General features: G+C 52.2%; 14 protein-coding genes and 4 tRNA genes. 16 read left to right on the top strand and 2 right to left on the bottom strand.

Annotated elements, in window-relative coordinates:
- Positions 1-173: 173 nt before the first annotated feature.
- Together murB and birA are read left to right on the top strand one after the other, a co-directional pair.
- Positions 174-1,211, top strand: coding sequence for a UDP-N-acetylmuramate dehydrogenase (gene murB / locus NR195_RS22420; RefSeq protein ID WP_256844922.1), 1,038 nt, complete (start codon positions 174-176; stop codon positions 1,209-1,211).
- Positions 1,208-2,167, top strand: a complete 960-nt coding sequence (gene birA, locus NR195_RS22425; RefSeq protein WP_010672228.1) for a bifunctional biotin--[acetyl-CoA-carboxylase] ligase/biotin operon repressor BirA — start codon at positions 1,208-1,210, stop codon at positions 2,165-2,167. Before murB ends, birA begins: the two co-directional genes overlap by 4 nt.
- Positions 2,168-2,210: 43 nt before the next feature.
- Here birA and coaA read toward each other — a convergent pair whose 3' ends face one another.
- Positions 2,211-3,158: a type I pantothenate kinase gene (gene coaA / locus NR195_RS22430; protein ID WP_010672227.1), complete on the bottom strand. Its 948-nt coding sequence runs from the start codon at positions 3,156-3,158 to the stop codon at positions 2,211-2,213.
- A gap of 776 nt (positions 3,159-3,934) precedes the next feature.
- Here coaA and NR195_RS22435 point away from each other — a divergent pair.
- The 13 genes from NR195_RS22435 (at position 3,935) to rpoC (ending at position 18,192) form a co-directional block, all read left to right on the top strand.
- Positions 3,935-4,010, top strand: a tRNA-Thr gene (locus NR195_RS22435).
- 7 nt (positions 4,011-4,017) lie between these two features.
- A tRNA-Tyr gene (locus tag NR195_RS22440) sits at positions 4,018-4,102 on the top strand.
- A gap of 191 nt (positions 4,103-4,293) precedes the next feature.
- Positions 4,294-4,368, top strand: a tRNA-Gly gene (locus NR195_RS22445).
- A gap of 5 nt (positions 4,369-4,373) precedes the next feature.
- Positions 4,374-4,449: transfer RNA gene (locus NR195_RS22450), tRNA-Thr, on the top strand.
- Between the two features lie 108 nt (positions 4,450-4,557).
- Positions 4,558-5,742 (top strand): elongation factor Tu, encoded by a 1,185-nt coding sequence (gene tuf, locus NR195_RS22455; RefSeq protein ID WP_010261012.1) that lies wholly within the window; start codon positions 4,558-4,560, stop codon positions 5,740-5,742.
- 231 nt (positions 5,743-5,973) lie between these two features.
- Positions 5,974-6,357 carry a preprotein translocase subunit SecE gene (gene secE, locus NR195_RS22460; protein WP_008927141.1) on the top strand — a complete coding sequence of 128 codons (384 nt, stop codon included), beginning with the start codon at positions 5,974-5,976 and terminating at the stop codon, positions 6,355-6,357.
- Position 6,358: 1 nt separating this feature from the next.
- A complete protein-coding gene (nusG, locus tag NR195_RS22465; protein WP_003848088.1) occupies positions 6,359-6,904 on the top strand; it encodes a transcription termination/antitermination protein NusG in 546 nt (181 codons plus the stop codon).
- Positions 6,905-7,051: 147 nt separating this feature from the next.
- Complete coding sequence (gene rplK / locus NR195_RS22470) at positions 7,052-7,480, top strand: 50S ribosomal protein L11 (protein ID WP_006121495.1); 429 nt, start codon at positions 7,052-7,054, stop codon at positions 7,478-7,480.
- Between the two features lie 3 nt (positions 7,481-7,483).
- Positions 7,484-8,188, top strand: coding sequence for a 50S ribosomal protein L1 (rplA, locus tag NR195_RS22475; protein ID WP_010261038.1), 705 nt, complete (start codon positions 7,484-7,486; stop codon positions 8,186-8,188).
- A gap of 365 nt (positions 8,189-8,553) precedes the next feature.
- Complete coding sequence (rplJ, locus tag NR195_RS22480) at positions 8,554-9,051, top strand: 50S ribosomal protein L10 (protein WP_003848098.1); 498 nt, start codon at positions 8,554-8,556, stop codon at positions 9,049-9,051.
- Between the two features lie 65 nt (positions 9,052-9,116).
- Complete coding sequence (gene rplL / locus NR195_RS22485; protein WP_008927142.1) at positions 9,117-9,479, top strand: 50S ribosomal protein L7/L12; 363 nt, start codon at positions 9,117-9,119, stop codon at positions 9,477-9,479.
- A 330-nt stretch (positions 9,480-9,809) separates the two neighbouring features.
- Complete coding sequence (gene rpoB / locus NR195_RS22490; protein ID WP_010261046.1) at positions 9,810-13,838, top strand: DNA-directed RNA polymerase subunit beta; 4,029 nt, start codon at positions 9,810-9,812, stop codon at positions 13,836-13,838.
- A 130-nt stretch (positions 13,839-13,968) separates the two neighbouring features.
- Complete coding sequence (gene rpoC, locus NR195_RS22495; protein WP_010261049.1) at positions 13,969-18,192, top strand: DNA-directed RNA polymerase subunit beta'; 4,224 nt, start codon at positions 13,969-13,971, stop codon at positions 18,190-18,192.
- A 55-nt stretch (positions 18,193-18,247) separates the two neighbouring features.
- Here the strand turns inward: rpoC and NR195_RS22500 are convergent, their stop codons facing one another.
- The gene (locus NR195_RS22500; RefSeq protein WP_010261051.1) at positions 18,248-18,430 is read right to left on the bottom strand and encodes a DUF1127 domain-containing protein; all 183 of its coding nucleotides are present in this window, start codon (positions 18,428-18,430) and stop codon (positions 18,248-18,250) included.
- A 174-nt stretch (positions 18,431-18,604) separates the two neighbouring features.
- Here NR195_RS22500 and NR195_RS22505 point away from each other — a divergent pair, with 174 nt between their 5' ends.
- Complete coding sequence (locus NR195_RS22505; protein WP_010672226.1) at positions 18,605-20,059, top strand: PLP-dependent aminotransferase family protein; 1,455 nt, start codon at positions 18,605-18,607, stop codon at positions 20,057-20,059.
- Positions 20,060-20,171: the final 112 nt, after the last annotated feature.

Below are 20,171 nucleotides of genomic sequence, written 5' to 3' on the forward strand. Positions count from 1 at the left end.
GCGAGAGTAGGGAACTGCCAGGCATCAAATAAGTGAAGAAGCCCCGCACGAAAGTGCGGGGCTTTTTTACGTCTGCAGATCGTGAAAAACCTCATCATAACCCCCGAAAACAGCCTGAGAACCCCTCTCTGATACGGTAAACTACGGCCAGATAACTCAGTAAAGGCCGTCAAATGTCCAGCCAGCATCCCTCCTTAAAAGCCGACAATACGCTTGGGCTTGAAGTACATACACAGAAACGCATCGTCGCCGAGACGCCAGCCGCCATTCTGGCAGCATGGCAGGCCAGCCAGAGTGATCAAACGCCTTTCCTTGTGCTCGGTGAAGGCAGCAATGTCCTCTTCCTGGAAGATTTTGCCGGTACAGTGGTGCTGAACCGCATCAAAGGCATCAAAATTCAGGATGAATATGAGTGCTGGAAATTGCACGTTGGGGCAGGTGAGAACTGGCATCAGCTGGTTAAAAGCACGCTGGAAAAAGGAATCACAGGCCTGGAAAATCTGGCGTTGATCCCTGGTATGACCGGTTCGGCACCGATTCAGAACATAGGTGCTTATGGCGTGGAATTAAAAGACGTCTGCGAATACGTGGATGTACTTAATCTGCACAGTGGTCAGACAGAACGTCTCGATCGTGAAGCCTGTGAGTTTGGCTATCGTGACAGCATTTTTAAACATCACTACCAGTCAGGCTATGTCATCGTCGCAGTCGGGATAATATTGCCTAAGCAATGGCAACCGGTATTAACCTACGGCGATCTGAAAACGCTCAATCCGGTGACGGCCAATGCCTGGGATGTCTATCACGCAGTATGCCAGATGCGGCAGAGCAAATTACCCGATCCGAAAGTCACCGGTAATGTAGGCAGCTTTTTTAAAAATCCTGTCGTCACCGAGGCGCAGTGCAGCTCACTACTGACGCATTTTCCGGCTATGCCACACTATCTGATGCCAAATGGTGAAATCAAACTGGCAGCAGGATGGCTTATCGATCAGTGCCAGCTGAAGGGTTACCGCATTGGGGGCGCGGCAGTTCACCAGCGACAGGCTCTGGTGCTGATCAACGCTGAAAATGCCACTCCCGACGATATCGTTGCGCTGGCAAAAACCGTACGCGCTCAGGTTGGTGAAAAATTTGATGTCTGGCTTGAGCCCGAAGTGCGCTTTATTCAGGCGCAGGGTGAGTGTAATGCCGTCGGGGTGATCGCATGAAAGACCATAATGTTCCGCTAAAGCTGGTTGATATCTTATCTGATGGTGAGTTTCATTCCGGTGAGCAACTGGGTGAAAGGCTGGGCATGAGTCGCGCAGCCATAAATAAGCATATCCAGACGTTAAAAAGCTGGGGTCTTGACGTCTATACCGTGACAGGTAAAGGTTACAGTCTCTCTGCCCCGATACAGCTGCTGGATGAGCAGGCGATACTCTCACAGGTTACGCAGGGTAACGTCTCGGTAATCCCGGTGATTGATTCCACAAATCAGTATCTGCTGGAACGTATGCATGAAATGGAGTCGGGTGCTGCCTGCATTGCGGAATATCAGCAGGCGGGTCGAGGCCGTCGTGGCCGTCAGTGGTTTTCGCCCTTTGGCGCGAACCTCTACATGTCTATGTACTGGCGTCTGGAGCAGGGGCCGGCAGCGGCGATGGGCCTGAGCCTGGTAATTGGCATTATCATGGCTGAGACATTACGTTCATTAGGGGCCGATGATGTCCGCGTAAAATGGCCCAATGATATTTACCTGAACGATCGTAAACTGGCGGGTATTCTGGTTGAACTGACAGGTAAAACCGGCGATGCTGCGCAGATCGTGATTGGTGCGGGGATTAACCTGGCGATGCGAACAGCCGATGCATCACAGATTAATCAGGGCTGGATTAACCTGCAGGAGGCCGGGGTAACGGTAAACCGCAATGAGCTGGCGGCACGTCTGATCAATAGTCTGCGCGAAGCTCTGCCGCTCTTTGAGCAGGAGGGATTAACCCCGTTTGTCGCACGCTGGGCTGCGCTGGATAATTTTATTAACCGGCCGGTTAAGCTGCTTATCGGTGAACGTGAGGTCCATGGTATTGCGCGAGGCGTAGACAGCCAGGGTGGCCTGTTACTGGAACAGGATGGCGAAATAAAAGCCTGGGTGGGTGGAGAAATATCACTGCGTCCTGTCTGAGTAAAAAAAGCCTGCAGCAACGCAGGCTTTTTTATGACAGCAGTTATTTACGCAAGCGAACCTTATCGACCGCATGATCGCCACTTTTGGTCATGATCAGGCTGGCTCGTTCGCGCGTCGGCAGGATATTTTCCTGCAGGTTAAGCCAGTTAATCTCTTTCCATAAATTGCCAGCAATTTCAACTGCTTCTGCCTCTGAGAGCTGGGCGTAATGATGGAAATAGGAGTCCGGATTGGTAAATGCGCCCTGGCGGAATTTCAGGAATCGATTGATATACCAGCTTTGCAGGAGATCTTCCTCTGCATCAACATAGATAGAAAAATCGACGAAATCTGAAACAAAGACATGATGGGGATCGTGGGGATAGTCCATTCCACTCTGTAATACATTCAGTCCTTCCAGAATCAGAATATCAGGCTGCTGTATCACTTTATCGCCATCAGGGATGACATCATAAATCAGATGTGAATAGACCGGAGCAGTCACCTGACTGGCTCCCGACTTTAAATCGGAGACGAAATTGACCAACCGGTGCATATCGTAGGATTGCGGGAATCCTTTTTTCTTCATTAACCCACGCTCTTTCAGCACGGCATTAGGATGAAGGAAGCCATCAGTGGTGATCAATTCGACTTTGCGATGTTCAGGCCAGCGGCTGAGCAAAGCCTGCAAGACACGCGCAGTCGTGCTTTTACCGACCGCTACGCTACCCGCAATACTGATGATATAGGGGATTTTCTGGCCATTGGTGCCCAGAAATTGCTCCAGTACAGCCTGCCGGCGAACGTTAGAACTTATATAAAAATTAAGCAGACGCGAAAGTGGCAGATAAATTTCCGCTACTTCCTCCAGCGAGAGATCCTCGTTGATGCCCTCCAGCTGCGCGATCTCTTCCTCTGACAGCGTCATAGGAACGGAATCACGTAATGCAGCCCATTGCTCACGAGTGAACTCTAAATAAGGCGTTGTCAGGGGGGTCGTTTTATCCATAAGCATGCATCTGACCGCAAATTCATGGCTATCAACCGCGTGTTATCCGATAAGCAGGACAGCACAGGTGAAGTGAATCACGAATCGCTGGTTTATCAGTGAGAACAATGGGCTGGAGGGTATCACCAGTATGGCTTTTAACAGAAGTAAAAAGATAAACGTGATCTCGCTTTCGTCGGCATACCCACAAAACATCATGGTGGCTTTAATTTTTACTGCTTTATCGTTGTTTATGATATTGCAGGTCATCACAGCGCATGTGCGGCTTTTATCTGCTTTTTACATCTGACACGTCTGAATGACAAAACGCCGCTATAAGGGCATAGAGAGAGGCTGATGCGGTACAAATTCAATATGTCCCATAAGAACTTCAGCAAACGAACAACAGCATAGAGTCATTTTGAAAGGCTCCACGCCTGGTCATCGTCGTACCGACATAAGGGACACGCATGTCAAAACAGGCCTGCTTTCTACAGAAAAGTGCCTGCACATGAAAAAAAAGCGCAGGCGAGGTCAAAAAAGCATCGTTCGGTACAGGCGTGTGAAATAAAAATACTGCCTGCAGATCATTTATCTGCTGAAAAGCGGCCCAGAGAGAGGCCTAAGGCATTAGCGCGGGCTGACTGATCCTATGAAAACAGGACCAGATTGCACAAATATTCTGCACAAAAACACTAAAATGCGATGATTTGCACAAATAGTAAGCGATAGAAAAAAATAAGCGATTTTTTAGTTGCATCCAGAGCCCGACCTTCCTAGAATGCGCTCCACTTGATGCCGGCTTAGCTCAGTTGGTAGAGCAACTGACTTGTAATCAGTAGGTCACCAGTTCGATTCCGGTAGCCGGCACCATCAAGTAGGTGGGATTCCCGAGCGGCCAAAGGGAGCAGACTGTAAATCTGCCGTCACAGACTTCGAAGGTTCGAATCCTTCTCCCACCACCATCTCAACCTCGCGGTTGGGTACGCAGATAAACAACCTGTTTATCTGTCAGGTGAGTCACTTATCACCCTGAATTCAGACTGAGCGTTAGCGAAGTCAAAGTCGGTCAGCTTCGCTGACAGGCAGTAGATAATAGAGAAACATCTCTGTTATCTGCAAGCTACAGAAAGAACAGGTAGCCGAGTTCCAGGATGCGGGCATCGTATAATGGCTATTACCTCAGCCTTCCAAGCTGATGATGCGGGTTCGATTCCCGCTGCCCGCTCCAGATGTGCTGATATGGCTCAGTTGGTAGAGCGCACCCTTGGTAAGGGTGAGGTCCCCAGTTCGACTCTGGGTATCAGCACCACTTCCTTTAATCTCCCTCCTGATTTTCTCTGTAACTTCCTTGCAGTCAGGCATTGCCTGGTTAATGTGATGATATCATTGATATATCCGTGTCTTAGAGGGACTAGCGATGGCTAAAGAGCAATTTCAACGTAACAAACTGCACGTAAACGTGGGCACCATCGGTCACGTTGACCACGGTAAAACCACCCTGACTGCAGCTATCACTACCGTACTGGCTAAAACCAACGGCGGCCAGGCTCGTGCATTCGATCAGATCGACAGCACGCCTGAAGAAAAAGCCCGCGGTATCACCATCAACACCGCACACGTTGAGTATGAGACTGCTGCACGTCACTACGCTCACGTTGACTGCCCAGGCCACGCCGACTATGTGAAAAACATGATCACCGGTGCTGCGCAGATGGACGGCGCGATCCTGGTTGTTGCTGCGACTGATGGCCCAATGCCACAGACCCGTGAGCACATCCTGCTGGGTCGCCAGGTTGGCGTTCCTTACATCATCGTGTTCCTGAACAAGTGTGACATGGTTGATGATGAAGAGCTGCTGGAACTGGTAGAGATGGAAGTACGTGACCTGCTGTCACAGTACGACTTCCCAGGCGATGACACTCCAATCGTTCGTGGTTCTGCTCTGAAAGCGCTGGAAGGCGTTCCTGAGTGGGAAGCAAAAATCGTTGAGCTGGCTGAACACCTGGACAACTACATCCCGGATCCAGTCCGTGCGATCGACATGCCGTTCCTGCTGCCAATCGAAGACGTATTCTCAATCTCTGGCCGTGGTACCGTTGTTACCGGTCGTGTTGAGCGCGGCATCGTTAAAGTCGGCGACGAAGTTGAAATCGTGGGTATCAAAGATACTGCGAAATCAACCTGTACCGGTGTTGAGATGTTCCGTAAGCTGCTGGACCAGGGTCAGGCAGGCGAAAACTGTGGTGTTCTGCTGCGCGGTATCAAGCGTGAAGACATCCAGCGTGGCCAGGTTCTGGCTAAGCCAGGCTCAATCAAGCCGCACACCCAGTTCGAGTCAGAAGTTTACGTTCTGTCTAAAGACGAAGGTGGCCGCCATACTCCGTTCTTCAAAGGCTATCGTCCACAGTTCTACTTCCGTACAACTGACGTAACCGGTTCAGTAGAGCTGCCAGAAGGCGTTGAGATGGTCATGCCAGGCGACAACATCAAAATGGTTGTTACCCTGATCCACCCAATCGCAATGGACGAAGGTCTGCGCTTCGCAATCCGCGAAGGTGGCCGTACCGTTGGCGCGGGTGTTGTTGCTAAAGTTATCGCATAATTACCGATAACGTTTGACGCAATGCACACGGAAAGGGCATCATTTGATGCCCTTTTTGCACGCTGTTTCATAGAACCTGGCTCATCAGTGATTTTTTGAATCATAATCATTGCTGAGACAGGCTCTGTTATGCGGCGTTGGATACCGAGTTACGCCCCAAAAGCTCATTCGGTTTGGACGCCTCGCACTGCGGGGCAGAATAGTTTCTGAATTATTGTGGCAGGTTGGTTTATGAGTGCGAATACCGAAGCTCAAGGGAGCGGGCGTGGCCTGGAAGCGGTAAAGTGGGTAGTAGTCGTGTTACTGCTGCTTGCAGCGATTGTAGGTAACTACCTCTATCGTGATGTGTCACTGCCACTGCGTGCTTTAGCCGTAGTTGTACTGATTGCAGCGGCTGGCGGCATTGCGCTTTTAACGACCAAAGGCAAAGCGACCGTGGCTTTTGCTCGTGAAGCAAGAACAGAAATGCGTAAGGTTATCTGGCCAACCCGCCAGGAAACGCTGCACACCACGTTAATCGTTGCCGCGGTTACTGCCGTGATGTCACTGATTTTGTGGGGGCTGGATGGTATTCTGGTCCGTCTGGTATCGTTTATCACTGGCCTGAGGTTCTGAGATGTCTGAAGCTCCAAAGAAACGCTGGTACGTCGTACAGGCGTTTTCCGGTTTTGAAGGCCGCGTAGCACAATCGCTGCGCGAGCATATCAAATTGCACAACATGGAAGAGCTGTTTGGCGACGTCATGGTTCCGACTGAAGAAGTCGTTGAAATTCGTGGTGGCCAGCGTCGTAAGAGCGAGCGCAAGTTTTTCCCGGGATACGTACTGGTTCAGATGGTGATGAATGACGCCAGCTGGCACCTGGTACGCAGCGTCCCACGCGTGATGGGTTTCATCGGCGGTACATCTGACCGTCCGGCACCTATCAGCGATAAAGAAGTTGATGCGATCATGAACCGTCTGCAGCAGGTCGGCGACAAGCCTCGTCCGAAAACGCTGTTTGAGCCAGGTGAAATGGTTCGCGTTAATGACGGTCCTTTTGCTGACTTTAACGGTGTGGTTGAAGATGTGGATTACGAGAAGAGCCGCCTGACGGTATCCGTTTCCATCTTTGGACGTGCCACGCCGGTTGAGCTCGACTTCGGTCAGGTGGAGAAAGGTTAACCTCTTTCCGCTCACAAATTAGCTGTTGCAGCAGGCGCGAAATTTAACTACAATTTCGCGCCTTTTGTTTTTATGCGCTGGCAACAGCGTGTAAATCGTTATCACGGGGAGCCTTTACAGGCGCTATAACCCAATTGAGGAAATATCATGGCTAAGAAAGTCCAAGCCTACGTCAAGCTGCAGGTTGCAGCTGGTATGGCGAACCCAAGTCCACCGGTTGGTCCAGCTCTGGGTCAGCAGGGTGTTAACATCATGGAATTCTGCAAAGCGTTCAACGCTAAGACCGAATCTCTGGAAAAAGGTCTGCCGACTCCTGTTGTTATCACCGTATACAGCGACCGTTCTTTTACCTTCATTACCAAAACGCCTCCGGCTGCCGTACTGCTGAAAAAAGCAGCGGGCATCAAGTCTGGTTCTGGTAAGCCGAACAAAGATAAAGTCGGTAAAGTGACTCGTGCTCAGGTACGTGAAATCGCAGAAACCAAAGCTGCGGACATGACTGGTTCTGACGTTGAAGCGATGACTCGCTCAATCGAAGGTACTGCTCGTTCCATGGGCCTGGTAGTAGAGGACTAAGAAATGGCTAAGCTGACCAAGCGCATGACCGTAATTCGCGACAAAGTTGACGCGACCAAGCAGTATGATATTGCTGAAGCTGTTGCTCTGCTGAAAGAACTGGCTACTGCCAAGTTCGTTGAAAGCGTTGACGTTGCTGTCAACCTCGGCATTGATGCACGTAAATCTGATCAGAACGTTCGCGGCGCGACCGTTCTGCCACACGGTACTGGTCGTTCAGTACGTGTTGCTGTCTTCGCCCAGGGCGCCAACGCTGAAGCTGCTAAAGCAGCAGGCGCTGAGCTGGTAGGCATGGAAGACCTGGCTGATCAGATCAAGAAAGGCGAAATGAATTTTGACGTTGTTATTGCTTCTCCGGATGCAATGCGCGTTGTTGGCCAGCTGGGCCAGATTCTGGGTCCACGTGGCCTGATGCCAAACCCGAAAGTCGGTACTGTAACGCCTAACGTTGCTGAAGCGGTTAAGAACGCTAAAGCGGGTCAGGTTCGTTATCGTAACGACAAAAACGGCATCATCCACACTACCATCGGTAAAGTGGACTTTGACGCTGACAAACTGAAAGAAAACCTGGAGTCTCTGCTGGTTGCGCTGAAAAAAGCAAAACCATCTCAGGCGAAAGGCGTGTACATCAAGAAAGTTAGCCTTTCAACCACCATGGGCGCCGGCGTTGCCGTTGACCAGGCTGGTCTGAACGCAACAGCAAACTAATTGCTGCTTGAAACGGGCGAAAAATTCACCTAGAATCTTACGCCCGTTGTTCTGTTATTAACGGAACAGGACACCAGAGAGCCAGAACTGATTGTTGCGTGTATCGCCTTTCCCTCTGACTCTGCTGCGTCGCACAGAATTTAGGTTGGAGCCAGGCCTTATCCTGGCCTCCGTCCAAGACCGCAGGAGCTGCTTATCTCCGGATATTCCGCTTAATACCCTGCGTAGACGGTGACAGAACCAAAAGAATTTTTTCTTAGCTGGATTCTGCTCACCGTGTTCGAGCGCTTATTTCCCCTTGGGGTGAGTAAGTGAAGTGAGTTCCGGGGAAATCCTTTCCCGGTCAAATCCAGGAGCAAAAGCTAATGGCATTAAATCTTCAAGACAAACAAGCGATTGTTGCTGAAGTCAGCGAAGTAGCCAAAGGTGCGCTTTCAGCGGTTGTTGCGGATTCCCGTGGCGTTACCGTTGATAAAATGACCGAACTGCGTAAAGCAGGCCGTGAAGCTGGCGTTTACATGCGTGTTGTTCGTAACACCCTGCTGCGCCGCGTCGTTGAAGGAACTCAGTTTGAGTGCCTGAAAGACACGTTTGTTGGTCCGACCCTGATTGCATATTCTATGGAACACCCGGGCGCTGCTGCTCGTCTGTTCAAAGATTTCGCGAAAGCGAATGCAAAATTTGAGGTCAAAGCTGCAGCCTTTGAAGGTGAGCTGATCACGGCGGCCAATATTGACCGTCTGGCAACGCTGCCGACCTACGAAGAAGCACTGGCACGTCTGATGTCGACCATGAAAGAAGCCGCTGCCGGCAAACTGGTCCGCACTCTGGCTGCTGTACGCGATGCAAAAGAAGCGGCTTAAGGTCATATTCTTTTCTTCGTACTTGCTTACGTATAAACTTTTTCTGATTCTTAGGAACAATTGTCATGTCTATTACTAAAGACCAAATTCTGGAAGCTGTTGCAGCGATGTCCGTAATGGAAGTAGTTGAGCTGGTTTCTGCTATGGAAGAAAAATTCGGCGTTTCTGCTGCTGCTGCTGTAGCTGTTGCTGCGGGCCCGGCTGAAGCTGTTGAAGAAAAAACTGAATTCGACGTAGTTCTGAAAGCTGTTGGCCCGAACAAGGTTGCAGTAATCAAAGCCGTACGTACTGCAACTGGTCTGGGCCTGAAAGAAGCCAAAGATCTGGTTGAAGCAACTGGCGTAATCAAAGAAGCGATCAGCAAAGATGACGCAGCTGCACTTGAAGCTGCTCTGAAAGAAGCTGGCGCTGAAGTTGAAGTTAAGTAAGACAGCCTTCGGGTTGCAGTCTGAGTAGTTTCAGGCTGATGGCTGGTGACTTTTTGGTCACCAGCCTTTTTGCGCTACAGGGTCTCAATGGGGTTTCACACTGTTTGTCCATTGTTACTCTTCAATATCTTTCTCTATCGACGACTTAATATACCGCTCTACCTGTGCGGGTTCCCTGCCCTCGCAACAGCGATGAAATGATTTAAGCGTGATAGAAAGAGGTATTGCACTGCTGCTGCGCAGCCAGTGAATCAAACAAAATCGTGTTGCATGAACTGTCCTGTCAGGACGGACAGCGTGGGTCGACTTGTCAGCTAGCTGAGGAACCCTATGGTTTACTCCTATACCGAGAAAAAACGTATTCGTAAGGATTTTGGTAAACGTCCGCAAGTACTGGACATACCTTATCTCCTTTCCATCCAGCTCGACTCGTTCCAGAAGTTTATCGAGCAAGATCCAGAAGGTCAGTACGGACTGGAAGCTGCATTCCGCTCTGTATTCCCTATTGCGAGCTACAGCGGCAACTCTGAGTTGCAGTATGTCAGCTATCGCCTGGGTGAACCTGTCTTTGACGTGAAAGAGTGTCAGATCCGTGGCGTGACCTATTCGGCACCGCTGCGCGTGAAACTGCGTCTGGTGGTCTATGAGCGCGAAGCGCCAGAAGGCACCGTAAAAGACATTAAAGAACAAGAAGTCTACATGGGCGAAATTCCGCTCATGACCGACAATGGTACCTTTGTTATCAATGGTACCGAGCGCGTTATCGTTTCTCAGCTGCACCGTAGTCCTGGCGTGTTCTTTGATAGCGATAAGGGTAAAACCCACTCATCGGGTAAAGTGCTCTACAACGCACGTATCATCCCTTACCGCGGTTCATGGCTCGACTTTGAGTTTGACCCGAAAGATAACCTGTTTGTCCGTATTGACCGTCGTCGTAAGCTGCCGGCCACTATCATCCTGCGTGCGTTGCAGTTCACTACACCTCAGATCCTCGATATCTTCTTCGAGAAAGTGGTGTTTGAAATTCGCGACAACAAGCTGCAGATGGAGCTGGTGCCTGAGCGCCTGCGCGGTGAAACTGCGACCTTCGATATCGAAGCGAACGGCACCGTCTACGTCGAAAAAGCACGCCGTATTACTGCGCGCCATATCCGTCAGCTGGAAAAAGATGGCATTCAGCACATCGAAGTTCCGGTTGAATATATCGCGGGCAAAGTGGTCGCTAAAGACTACATCGATGAGAGCACCGGTGAGCTGATCATTGCAGCGAACATGGAACTGTCACTGGATCTGCTGGCCAAACTGAGTCAGTCCGGTCACAAGCGCATCGAAACGCTGTTCACCAACGATCTGGACCACGGTCCATATATGTCCGAGACCCTGCGTGTCGACCCAACCAGCGATCGTCTGAGCGCACTGGTTGAGATCTACCGCATGATGCGTCCTGGTGAGCCGCCAACACGCGAAGCAGCAGAGAATCTGTTTGAGAACCTGTTCTTCTCTGAAGATCGTTACGATCTTTCTGCTGTGGGTCGTATGAAGTTCAACCGTTCATTGCTGCGTGATGAAATCGAAGGTTCAGGCATCCTGAGCAAAGATGACATCATCGAAGTGATGAAGAAGCTGATCGACATCCGTAACGGTAAAGGCGAAGTGGACGATATCGACCACCTCGGTAACCGTCGTATTCGTTCAGTCGGTGAAATGGCTGAGAACCAGTTCCGTGTCGGTCTGGTACGTGTTGAGCGTGCGGTGAAAGAGCGTCTGTCACTGGGCGACCTTGATACCCTGATGCCACAGGACATGATCAACGCGAAGCCAATTTCGGCCGCGGTGAAAGAGTTCTTTGGTTCCAGCCAGCTTTCTCAGTTTATGGATCAGAACAACCCGCTGTCAGAGATTACGCACAAACGTCGTATCTCTGCTCTCGGCCCGGGTGGTTTGACGCGTGAGCGTGCCGGCTTCGAAGTGCGTGACGTACACCCAACGCACTACGGTCGTGTCTGCCCAATCGAAACCCCTGAAGGCCCGAACATCGGTCTGATCAACTCCTTGTCTGTGTATGCACAGACCAACGAGTACGGTTTCCTTGAGACGCCTTACCGCCGTGTTATCGACGGTCTGGTTTCTGACGAGATTCACTACCTCTCTGCTATCGAAGAGGGTAACTACGTTATCGCTCAGGCGAACGCCCCTCTTGATGATAACGGCGCGTTTGTTGATGACCTGGTCACCTGCCGTAGCAAAGGCGAATCAAGTCTGTTCAGCCGCGATCAGGTTGACTACATGGACGTTTCGACTCAACAGATCGTTTCTGTCGGTGCGTCACTGATCCCGTTCCTGGAACACGATGATGCTAACCGCGCCCTGATGGGTGCGAACATGCAACGTCAGGCCGTTCCGACTCTGCGTGCTGATAAGCCGCTGGTTGGTACGGGTATGGAACGTGCTGTTGCCGTTGACTCCGGTGTAACTGCCGTTGCCAAACGTGGCGGTACCGTACAGTACGTCGACGCATCACGTATCGTTATCAAAGTTAACGAAGACGAAATGCATGCTGGCGAAGCCGGTATCGACATCTACAACCTGACCAAATATACCCGTTCTAACCAGAACACCTGCATCAACCAGATGCCATGTGTTTCTCTGGGTGAGCCGGTTGAGCGCGGCGACGTGCTGGCAGATGGCCCGTCCACCGATCTGGGTGAACTGGCGCTGGGCCAGAACATGCGCGTAGCGTTCATGCCGTGGAACGGTTACAACTTCGAAGACTCCATCCTGGTCTCCGAGCGTGTGGTTCAGGAAGATCGCTTTACGACTATCCACATTCAGGAACTGGCTTGCGTGTCGCGTGACACCAAACTGGGGCCGGAAGAGATTACCGCTGATATCCCGAACGTGGGTGAAGCTGCACTCTCTAAACTGGATGAGTCAGGCATCGTCTACATCGGTGCTGAAGTGACCGGTGGTGACATTCTGGTTGGTAAGGTTACGCCAAAAGGTGAAACCCAGCTGACGCCAGAAGAGAAACTGCTGCGCGCTATCTTCGGTGAAAAAGCCTCTGACGTGAAAGATTCGTCACTGCGCGTACCGAATGGCGTGTCAGGCACCGTGATCGACGTTCAGGTCTTTACCCGCGATGGCGTGGAAAAAGACAAACGTGCGCTGGAAATTGAAGAGATGCAGCTGAAGCAGGCCAAGAAAGACCTGTCTGAAGAACTGCAGATTCTGGAAGCGGGCCTGTTCAGCCGTATCCAGAACGTATTGATTTCTGGTGGCGTTGAAGCAGACAAACTGGACAAGCTGCCGCGCGAGCGCTGGCTGGAACTGGGTCTGACTGACGAAGCCAAGCAAAACCAGCTGGAGCAGCTGGCAGAGCAGTACGACGAGCTGAAGCACGAGTTTGAGAAAAAACTCGAAGGTAAGCGTCGTAAAATCACCCAGGGCGATGATCTGGCACCAGGCGTGCTGAAAATCGTTAAGGTTTATCTGGCTGTTAAGCGTCAGATTCAGCCGGGTGACAAAATGGCAGGCCGTCACGGTAACAAAGGTGTTATCTCTAAGATCAACCCGATCGAAGATATGCCTTACGATGAAAACGGCACGCCGGTTGACATCGTTCTGAACCCGCTGGGCGTACCATCGCGTATGAACATCGGTCAGATTCTGGAAACCCACCTGGGTATGGCAGCGAAAGGCATCGGCGAGAAGATCAACGCTATGCTCAAAAAGCAGGAAGACGTCGCGAAACTGCGCGAATTCATCCAGCGCGCCTATGACCTGGGTAGCGATCTGCGTCAGAAAGTTGACCTGAACACCTTCTCCGACGACGAAGTATTGCGTCTGGCTGAGAACCTGAAGAAAGGTATGCCAATCGCCACTCCGGTGTTTGATGGCGCGAAAGAGAGCGAAATCAAAGAGCTGCTGCAGCTCGGCGGCTTGCCTTCTTCCGGTCAGATTACCCTGTTTGACGGCCGTACCGGTGAGCAGTTCGAACGTCAGGTAACCGTTGGCTACATGTACATGCTGAAACTCAACCACCTGGTTGATGACAAGATGCATGCACGTTCAACCGGTTCCTACAGCCTGGTTACTCAGCAGCCGCTGGGTGGTAAGGCACAGTTCGGTGGTCAGCGCTTTGGTGAGATGGAAGTATGGGCACTGGAAGCATATGGTGCCGCGTATACCCTGCAGGAAATGCTTACCGTTAAGTCTGATGACGTCAACGGCCGTACCAAGATGTATAAAAACATCGTTGACGGTAACCATCAGATGGAACCGGGCATGCCGGAATCCTTCAACGTACTGTTGAAAGAGATTCGCTCGCTGGGTATCAACATCGAGCTGGAAGACGAGTAACCCCCTTTTCAGGCTGCGGTTCGCCGCCGCCTGAAAGCGCAGGGTTTAAAGCGCTCGCAATTGTACTGGTTACGGGGCGTTCAATTTCGGTTGGACGCCCTCTGAGTCTCACTCCGACGGGAGCTAATCCGTGAAAGACTTACTTAAGTTTCTGAAAGCGCAAACTAAGACCGAAGAGTTTGATGCGATCAAAATTGCGCTGGCTTCGCCAGACATGATCCGTTCCTGGTCTTTTGGTGAAGTGAAAAAGCCAGAAACCATTAACTACCGTACTTTTAAGCCAGAGCGCGATGGTCTGTTCTGTGCCCGTATCTTCGGGCCGGTAAAAGACTATGAGTGCCTGTGCGGCAAATACAAGCGCCTGAAACACCGTGGTGTGATTTGTGAGAAGTGCGGCGTTGAAGTGACCCAGACTAAAGTACGCCGTGAGCGTATGGGCCACATCGAACTGGCGTCGCCGACTGCGCACATCTGGTTCCTGAAGTCACTGCCATCGCGTATCGGCTTACTGCTGGATATGCCACTGCGTGACATCGAGCGCGTGCTCTACTTTGAATCTTACGTGGTAATCGAAGGTGGCATGACCAACCTCGAGAAGCGTCAGATTCTGACTGAAGAGCAGTACCTTGACGCTCTGGAAGAGTTCGGTGACGAGTTCGACGCCAAAATGGGCGCCGAAGCGATCCAGGCCCTGTTGAAAAACATGGATCTGGAGCAGGAGTGCGAGCAGCTGCGTGAAGAGCTGAACGAAACTAACTCCGAAACCAAACGTAAAAAACTGACCAAGCGCATCAAGCTGCTGGAAGCGTTCGTACAGTCTGGCAACAAGCCAGAGTGGATGATCCTGACCGTGCTGCCTGTTCTGCCACCGGATTTGCGTCCGCTGGTACCGCTGGATGGTGGCCGTTTCGCAACGTCGGATCTGAACGATCTCTATCGTCGCGTGATCAACCGTAACAACCGCCTGAAACGCCTGCTGGATCTGGCTGCGCCAGATATCATCGTGCGCAACGAAAAGCGTATGTTGCAGGAAGCGGTCGATGCACTGCTGGACAACGGTCGTCGCGGTCGTGCGATCACCGGTTCCAACAAGCGTCCGCTGAAATCGCTGGCTGACATGATCAAAGGTAAGCAGGGTCGTTTCCGTCAGAACCTGCTGGGTAAACGTGTCGACTATTCTGGTCGTTCGGTTATCACCGTAGGTCCATACCTGCGCCTGCATCAGTGCGGTCTGCCGAAGAAAATGGCACTCGAACTGTTCAAACCGTTCATTTACGGCAAGCTGGAACTGCGTGGCCTGGCCACCACCATCAAAGCCGCGAAGAAAATGGTTGAGCGCGAAGAAGCGGTTGTCTGGGATATCCTCGACGAAGTGATCCGTGAGCACCCGGTTCTGCTGAACCGTGCGCCTACGCTGCACCGTCTGGGTATTCAGGCCTTTGAACCGGTTCTGATCGAAGGTAAAGCGATCCAGCTGCACCCGCTGGTTTGTGCGGCATACAACGCCGACTTCGATGGTGACCAGATGGCTGTTCACGTACCGCTGACGCTGGAAGCCCAGCTGGAAGCACGTGCGCTGATGATGTCGACCAACAACATCCTGTCACCTGCGAACGGCGAGCCAATCATCGTTCCTTCTCAGGACGTTGTACTGGGTCTGTACTACATGACCCGTGACTGTGTTAACGCCAAAGGCGAGGGCATGGTGCTGACTGGCCCGAAAGAAGCTGAGCGTATTTATCGCGCTGGCCTCGCATCGCTGCATGCTCGCGTTAAGGTGCGTATCACCGAACACGAGAAAAATGAGCAGGATGAGTGGGTTGCTAAAACCAGCATCATCGACACCACTGTTGGCCGTGCCATCCTGTGGATGATCGTGCCAAAAGGTCTGCCTTTCTCCATCGTTAACCAGGCGCTGGGCAAAAAAGCTATCTCCAAAATGCTGAACACCTGTTACCGCATTCTGGGCCTGAAGCCGACTGTTATCTTTGCTGACCAGACCATGTACACCGGTTTCGCTTACGCAGCCCGTTCAGGCGCGTCTGTCGGCATCGACGACATGGTTATTCCAGAGAAGAAAGTGGAAATCATCACCGAAGCGGAAGCTGAAGTGGCTGAGATCCAGGAGCAGTTCCAGTCTGGTCTGGTAACCGCAGGTGAACGTTACAACAAAGTCATCGATATCTGGGCAGCAGCCAACGAACGTGTTGCCAAGGCGATGATGGAAAACCTCTCAACCGAAACCGTTATTAACCGTGACGGCGTAGAAGAGCGACAGGTTTCCTTTAACAGCATCTTTATGATGGCTGACTCCGGTGCGCGTGGTTCTGCTGCACAGATTCGTCAGCTGGCCGGTATGCGTGGTCTGATGGCGAAGCCAGATGGCTCCATCATCGAAACACCAATCACGGCGAACTTCCGTGAAGGGTTGAACGTACTCCAGTACTTCATCTCAACCCACGGTGCTCGTAAAGGTCTGGCGGATACCGCACTGAAAACGGCGAACTCCGGTTATCTGACGCGTCGTCTGGTTGACGTTGCACAGGATCTGGTTGTTACCGAAGATGACTGTGGTACACACGAAGGCATCATGATGACACCTGTCATCGAAGGTGGCGACGTTAAAGAGCCACTGCGTGAACGTGTTCTGGGTCGTGTGACCGCTGAAGACGTTCTGAAGCCGGGTACTGCTGATATTCTGGTTCCACGCAACACGCTGCTCGATGAGCACTGGTGTGACGTGCTGGAACTGAACTCAGTCGACAGCCTGAAAGTCCGCTCAGTAGTAGGTTGTGAAACCGACTTTGGTGTGTGTGCGCATTGCTATGGTCGCGACCTGGCACGTGGTCACATCATCAACAAAGGTGAAGCGATCGGTGTTATCGCGGCACAGTCCATCGGTGAGCCAGGTACACAGCTGACGATGCGTACGTTCCACATCGGTGGTGCGGCATCACGTGCGGCTGCTGAATCCAGCATTCAGGTGAAGAACAAAGGTACCATCAAGCTGACCAACGCTAAGTCGGTAACGAACTCGGCAGGCAAGCTGGTGATCACCTCGCGTAACGTTGAACTGAAAATGATCGACGAATTTGGTCGTACCAAAGAGAGCTATAAAGTTCCTTATGGTTCTACCATGGCGAAAGGTGATGGTGAGCAGGTTGCAGCGGGCGAAACCGTCGCAAACTGGGATCCGCATACCATGCCAGTCATCACCGAAGTGGGCGGTTTCATTCGCTTCACGGACATGGTTGATGGCCAGACCATTACCCGTCAGACAGATGACTTAACCGGTCTTTCTTCGCTGGTGGTTCTGGACAGTGCTGAACGTACTGCGGGCGGTAAAGATCTGCGTCCTGCGCTGAAAATTGTTGATGCCAACGGCAACGACGTTCTGATCCCGGGCACCGACATGCCGGCCCAGTACTTCCTGCCTGGTAAAGCGATTGTTCAGCTGGAAGATGGCGTGAAGATCAGTGCTGGTGACACGCTGGCGCGTGTTCCGCAGGAATCTGGCGGTACCAAGGATATTACCGGTGGTCTGCCACGCGTTGCTGACCTGTTCGAAGCGCGTCGTCCGAAAGAGCCAGCTATTCTGGCAGAGATCAGCGGCATCATCTCCTTCGGTAAAGAGACCAAAGGTAAGCGTCGTCTGGTCATCACTCCGCTGGATGGCAGTGAGCCGTACGAAGAGATGATTCCGAAATGGCGTCAGCTGAACGTGTTCGAAGGTGAACGTGTTGAGCGCGGTGACGTGGTTTCCGATGGCCCAGAGTCTCCACATGACATCCTGCGCTTGCGTGGCGTGCATGCGGTGACCCGTTACATCACTAACGAAGTGCAGGAAGTTTACCGTCTGCAAGGCGTTAAGATTAACGATAAGCACATCGAAGTCATCGTTCGTCAGATGCTGCGTAAAGCAACCATCGTGAGCGCAGGAAGTGCAGACTTCCTGGAAGGTGAGCAGGCTGAATTCTCTCGCATCAAGATCTCTAACCGTGATCTGGAAGCGAACGGAAAAGTTGGCGCAACCTTCATGCGTGACCTGCTGGGTATTACCAAAGCGTCACTGGCTACCGAATCGTTCATCTCTGCAGCATCGTTCCAGGAAACCACGCGTGTCCTGACCGAAGCAGCAGTAGCAGGTAAGCGCGATGAACTGCGCGGCCTGAAAGAGAACGTAATCGTGGGTCGTCTGATCCCGGCCGGTACCGGTTATGCGTACCATCAGGATCGTATGCGCCGCAAAGCGGCAGGTGAAGTTCCGGTTGCACCGCAGGTTACTGCGGATGAAGCCTCAGCCAGCCTGGCTGAACTGTTGAACGCCGGTCTCGGCGGCAACAAAGACGATTAATCGTCCTTTGCCTGATAAAAACCCTGCCTCGGCAGGGTTTTTTTTTGTCTCTGATTCAGACATTCCAGTCGTTACGGCCAAGGCCAATGTCTTTCAGCTGACTGTCACTCAGCTTCGACAGGATGACGCGCGTCTCACGCCGTAGCTGCCAGCGTTTATAACTGCGCCACAAGTAACGAACCAACTGGTAAGGCGTGCCTGTAAACGGTTTAGCTGCGCGATTCTCGTCGTATCCCATGATAGTGCCCTCAGTGAATTGTCTGAGGACTATTCTCAGCGGATCGCTCTGTATGATACAGACGCAAAAATCACCTTTCTTTAACATACAGATTGCGGTAATGGCGATCTGAATGGTAAAAAAGAGGCATAACTGTACCGGTTAATGCTCAGCTACTGAGTCAGAGGAAATACAATGACGCGATATGAACATCTGGCCACGCTGCTGGCTCAGCGTATCGAACAAGGTTTATATCGCAGTGGTGAGCGCCTGCCCTCGGTACGCAGTCTGAGTGCCGAACATGGCGTCAGTATCAGCACCGTGCAGCAGGCTTATCATCTGCTGGAAGAGAAGCAGATGATTACGCCGCAGTCGCGCTCTGGCTATTTTGTGGCCTCGCGTAAGGCGACGCCCCCGATGCCTGCGCTGACCCGTCCCGCACAGCGGCCGGTTGAGGTAACGCAGTGGGATGCGGTGCTGGAGCTGATTAACAGCCGTCTGGAAGATGATGTGTTGCAGCTGGGAAGCGGTATGCCCGATCTGACCCAACCGACGCTTAAGCCGCTGTGGAAAGCCTTCAGCCGACAGGCTCAGAAGCAGGACATCGCGCTGCTCAATTATGACAACCTCTATGGTGTTCTCGCACTGCGGCAACAGGTTGCACGACTGGCGATAGATAGCGGTTGCCAGCTCACCGCCGATGACATTGTTATTACCACCGGCTGCCATGAAGCCTTATCGGTAGCCGTGCGTGCGGTCTGCGAGCCGGGCGATATCATTGCTGTTGAGTCGCCTTCGTTTCACGGGATCATGCAAACCCTGCGCGGCTTTGGCATTCGTGCCATTGAGATCCCGACTGATGCGGTAACCGGCATCAGCCTGGAAGCGCTGGAACTGGCGTTTGATCAATGGCCGATTAAAGCAGTCGTTGTTGTACCGAACTGTAATAATCCGCTGGGATTTATCATGCCTGAGCCGCGTAAGCGGGCATTGCTTGCCCTGGCGCAGCGGTTTGACGCGGCGGTCATTGAAGATGATGTTTATGGTGAGTTAGCCTGGGAATATCCGCGCCCAGCGACCATTAAAGCGCTGGATCTCGATGGCCGGGTTCTGCTGTGCAGCTCCTTTTCCAAAACGCTGGCGCCAGGTTTGCGTGTCGGCTGGGTTGCACCCGGCCGCTATCGCGACCGTGTACTGCACATGAAATATATCGTCACAGGTTCCACCGCCACACAGCCTCAGCATGCGGTCTCCGAGTTTATCCGCCAGGGCCATTATCAGCCCCATCTGCGCCGGATGCGGCAAATCTATCATCGTAACTATGAAACCTTTAGCTGCTGGGTGCGCCACTACTTTCCCTGCGGCATCTGCGTTTCCCGTCCTCAGGGCGGTTTTCTGATGTGGATAGAGCTCCCCGAAGCGTTTGATGCGGTCCGGCTCAACCGCGAATTGCGCGAGTCAAAAATTCAGATAGCCGTAGGCTCACTCTTTTCGGCCTCGGGTAAATACCGTAACTGTCTGCGCTTAAACTACGGGCTGCCGATCAACGAGCAGACTGAAAAGGCGCTGGCGCTGGTGGGTGCAGCCGTCGAACGCGCCATGCTCTCGTGCCAGCATGAGACGCAGATTTCAGCTTCAACTCTCGCATAGCGAAAAGAAGAAGCAGGGCCGGCAAGAGGAGGGAACCGGCCCTGGTCAGATAACCTTAACCTGACGGAGGCCACGTTAAGGTTTTGGATCAGAGCACGCCAGCGGCAACATA

This window comes from Pantoea sp. Ft-CA_14 (assembly GCF_024520875.1).
Taxonomy (GTDB): Bacteria; Pseudomonadota; Gammaproteobacteria; order Enterobacterales; family Enterobacteriaceae; genus Pantoea; species Pantoea agglomerans.